Below are 4,145 nucleotides of genomic sequence, written 5' to 3' on the forward strand. Positions count from 1 at the left end.
CGCGCGGCCGTGGCCCTGGCCCGCGACAGGGCCGTGAGCTCGGTCGCGTCGCCGAGCGCCGTGCCCGTCCCGTGGCCCTCGAACAGCTCGACGGTCTCGGGGCCGAACCCGGCCTTGTCGTACGCGCGGCGCATCGCGAGCAGGTAGCCGCTCACCTCCGGACGGGTGATCCCGCCCTTGCCGTCGGAGGAGACGCCCCAGCCGGCGATCGTGGCGTAGATCCGCCGCCCGGCGGCCAGCGCGTCCTCCTCGCGCATCAGCACGACGATGCCGCAGCCCTCGCCGGGCCAGAAGCCGTTGGAGTGCCGGTCGTAGAGGCGGAAGTCGCTCTTGGCCAGCGCGCCGGTCTTGGCGAACCCGATCACCTCGAACGGGTCGATGGACAGGTCCACGCCGCCCGCGACGGCCACGTCCACGTCGTGGTCGGCCAGCGCCTTGCCGGCCGTCACCACCGACAGCAGGGACGAGGAGCAGGCGCCGTCCACGGTGTAGCCGCCGCCGTTGAGGTCGAAGTGGTTGCAGATGCGCCCGGCGATCGTGTTGGACAGCCCGCCGGCCAGCGTGTCCTCGTCCACCGGCGGGAAGGGGCTCTTGTAGGCCACCTCGTAGTCGGCCAGGAACGCGGCCAGGCGCTCGTCGTCCCAGCCCTGGTCCTTCAGGGCCGCGGCCAGGGTGCGCCGCACGTACGGCCAGCGCAGCCGCAGCACGTTCGCGCGGGTGAACTCGCCGGTGAGCGTGTTGCCCACGACGACCCCGGTGCGCTCGCGCGGCAGCCCCTCGCCGCCGGCGAACCCGGCGTCGGCCAGGGCCCGGCCGGCCATGTCCAGGGCCAGCCAGTGGGCCAGGTCGGTCGACCGGTACGTGCTGCCGGCGATCTTGTGTGCCACCCGGTCGAAGGCGTAGCCCTCGATGACCGCGGCGGTCTTGGCGTAGAAGCGGTCCGGCGCTGCGGGATCGGGGTCCCAGTAGTCCTCCAGCCGCATGCGCTCGTCCGGGAGCCGGCGGAAGGCCCGGCGGCCGGCCACCGCGTTCTCCCACAGCTCCCGGGGAGAGGCGGCGTCCGGGTACCGGCAGGCCATGCCGACGATCGCGATCCTCGTCATGCCTTCGCGACCTCTTCCCGCGCGTGCTGCAGCGCCTGGGCGGCGGCTGCGCTGACCCTGGCGGCGTCGAGCTCGCGCGCCTTGTTCACGATGTGCAGCGCCCACAGGAAGCCGCCGCGGATCAGGCAGACCGCCGCCGTGGCGAAGAAGATCCCGTACGGGATGTTCATCCCCATGAGCAGGCCGTACACCACGGCCACGCCGCCGCCGAAGGCGACCTGGGACAGCGGTCTGGACGGGCTCGTGCCCGGGTCGGTGATCATGTAGTTCGTGAACAGGATGAACGCCACCCCGGTCATCATCGACAGCCCGCCGAGGATGGAGATGTCGTCGATGATCAGCCCGCGCACCACGGCCTGGAGGGCGAAGACGCCCACCCATCCGCCGATCAGCCACATGCGGCCGGTCAGCTTCCCGTTGATCATGGTCCCGCCGATGATGATGATCCCCGGGATGATCCAGTCGATCGGGTTGTCGACGTTCTCCGTGAAGTGGTACGGCGGCGCGATGCTGGCCCACGGCAGCAGCAGCAGGATGATCGCGATGCCGAAGTTGGACGGGTTCATGAAGTGCCGCATCCGCCCGCGCACCGGCGCCTTGAGCACCCACTTGGCGCCCACCGCGACGGTCACGCCGAACATCATGACCAGCACCTGGTCGTTGACGTAGATCAGCATGTTGAGCGCGATGGAGGTGATGTGCGCGGGATAGAGGAACTCCATCAGCCCGCGCGGCCCGTTGCCGAGGAAGCGCGGCGCGCGGCCCTCCTGGCGGGCGCCGATCACCTCAAGGATGATCTCCACGGTGTAGCCGGTGGCCAGCGCCACGAACGGCCACGACCACGGCTGCTCGAAGCCCAGCACGGTGTAGCCGAGGATGTTGAAGATGGTGATCGAGATCGCGAACCGGCGCAGCGCCGTGATCACTTTGGGATCGTGACGTGGCGGGGTGATCGTCTTGTCGGCCATGCCGTCACTTCTCCTTCGCTTGCGAGCCGAGCTGGAGGGTGTGCCAGCCGGGGGTGAGCGTGAGCTCCTGCTGGTGCCGCTGTCCGGCGCGGTCGCGCCAGCTCAGCTTGACCCGCACGGGGCCGGTGACGTTCGCGCCGAGGCCGATGTGCACCGCGTGCGCGCGCTTGCCGGAGTGGCCGCTGCCGCCGTCCACGCGGCCCATGAAGGAGCGGCCGTCGGGCGTGGTGGCGGTCACCGTCGCGCCGATCACCGGCGATCCGGCGGCGGGCAGCGGGCCGGCCGCGGAGGGGGTGTCGTGCAGCAGGCGCAGCCCGAGGAACGAGCCGGCCGACCGGCTGGTGTTGAGGTAGAAGGCGGGGGCCTCCCACTGGCGGGCCACCGCGAAGTCGATCAGGCCGTCGCCGTTGACGTCCCCGGTCGCGATGCCGCGCGTGGGCACGGGCACGGCCAGGCCGAGCTGCTCCGACAGGTTGGCGTAGCGGCCGTCGGGGCCCTTGGCGAAGAAGGCCAGCGTCTGCGCGCCGGCGATGTCGCCGCCCTCGGTGACGTTCGGCCACGACTTGGGGTTGCTGGTCACGCCGTCGTTGGCGGCGGCCAGCTCCTGCAGCGGCGGCCAGCGGTTGACGTCGCCCTTGACGAACCCGGTCGCCTGGACGATCTCGTTCTCGCCGTCGTTGTCGAAGTCCTCGATCTTCGGGTCCCAGCCCCAGCCGGACCAGGCGGTGCGCAGCTCGGCGCTGAGGTCCTTCCACGGCGCCTGGCCCTGCCGCAGCTTCTCGCGCAGCTCGGCCTGGGTCTTGACGGTGGACAGGAACGTGAAGTTGCTCTCCTGGATGCCGTACGGGGTGGTGATGTTGCTGACGAAGAAGTCCAGGACGCCGTCGTGGTTGAGGTCGCCGGCGTCCGAGCCCATGCCCTTGAAGGAGTCCTCGCCGAGCACCTTCGACTTCGGCACGCCGATCTCGTGCGTCCCGACGGTGGGGGAGAACTTGATCGTGCCGGGGGAGGAGGTGTTGTAGAGCAGGTGGTCGGGCCCGAAGTCGTTGTTCAGCAGCAGCTCGGGCAGGCCGTCGCCGTCCAGGTCGGCGCTGGTCGCGCCGAGCTCCCAGCCGGTGGAGACGTCCGGCGGCAGCACGCCGTCCAGGCGGGTGAAGCCGCCGTTGCCGGTGCCGCGGAAGAAGTAGTCCCGGCCGCCGTTGAGTGCCCTGGACAGCGAGTGGTTCATCTGCACGCCGCCGTTCACGCGGCTGTCGAGGACCGGGCTGCCGTCGGGGAAGTAGTTGCCGACGAAGATGTCCTGCCTGCCGTCACCGTCGAAGTCGGCGACGGTCGCGACGTTGCTGTTCCACACCTCGCCGGTGTACTTCGCGCCGCCCGCGTTGGGCACCAGCTCGGCCGCGTCGAAGGCGGCGGCCTCGAACCGGGCCGCGGTCGGCCGCTGCAGGTGCAGCGTGGGCGTGCGGCCCCACCAGTAGACCAGCAGGTCCGTGCGGCCGTCGTCGTTGTAGTCGGCGGGCACCGCGCCCATGGGCGCCATCGCGTCGGTGACCGGCAGCGAGCCGAGCGACAGCGCGAACGGCCGGTACCGCTCGCCGCCGCCCTCGACCGGCGCCGGGGTGACGACCACCTGGTCGGTACGCGGGTCCACGATCACCAGGTCGTCGTCCCTGCCGTTGCCGTCGAGGTCGTTGAGCGCGATCGCGGCCCCCACCGAGGAGATCCAGGCGTCGATGTGCTTGTAGGCCTGGTTCACCTTGCGGACGGTCTTGGCCGGGCCGCCGCCCGGCATCGCGATCGCCAGGGACTTGAAGCCGTACGCGCTGGCCATCTCGGCCTTGGTCGCGTCGGAGGCGAAGGTCGGGTGGCCGATCGCGAAGACGGCGATCATCAGCGCGAGTGCGGCGACTCCGGCCGCCTGCTTGCGCAACCACGCGGCTACCGAGCTCACGAGGGAACACCTCCATGGAAGACGAACGTCTCGGCGATACGCCGGCGCCTGCGTGATCACTCAGTTGTCCCGATGAACCGGAGCCTGGCCTTCCATGTCCAGGCTCTGGCGAACCCGGTCGGG

General features: G+C 70.8%; 3 protein-coding genes. All 3 read right to left on the reverse strand.

Annotated features, from left to right (window positions below; translation table 11 throughout):
* On the reverse strand, positions 1–1,103 hold a 1,103-nt coding region (locus ACWCSD_RS49040), incomplete at its 3' end, for a beta-ketoacyl synthase N-terminal-like domain-containing protein (RefSeq protein ID WP_449926128.1).
* The gene (locus ACWCSD_RS49045; protein ID WP_358295137.1) at positions 1,100–2,071 is read right to left on the reverse strand and encodes an enediyne biosynthesis protein; all 972 of its coding nucleotides are present in this window, start codon (positions 2,069–2,071) and stop codon (positions 1,100–1,102) included. The genes ACWCSD_RS49040 and ACWCSD_RS49045, both read right to left, overlap by 4 nt.
* A 4-nt stretch (positions 2,072–2,075) precedes the next feature.
* Positions 2,076–4,022 carry a CRTAC1 family protein gene (locus tag ACWCSD_RS49050; protein ID WP_449926131.1) on the reverse strand — a complete coding sequence of 649 codons (1,947 nt, stop codon included), beginning with the start codon at positions 4,020–4,022 and terminating at the stop codon, positions 2,076–2,078.
* Positions 4,023–4,145: the final 123 nt, after the last annotated feature.

Source organism: Nonomuraea sp. NPDC001684 (assembly GCF_053596515.1).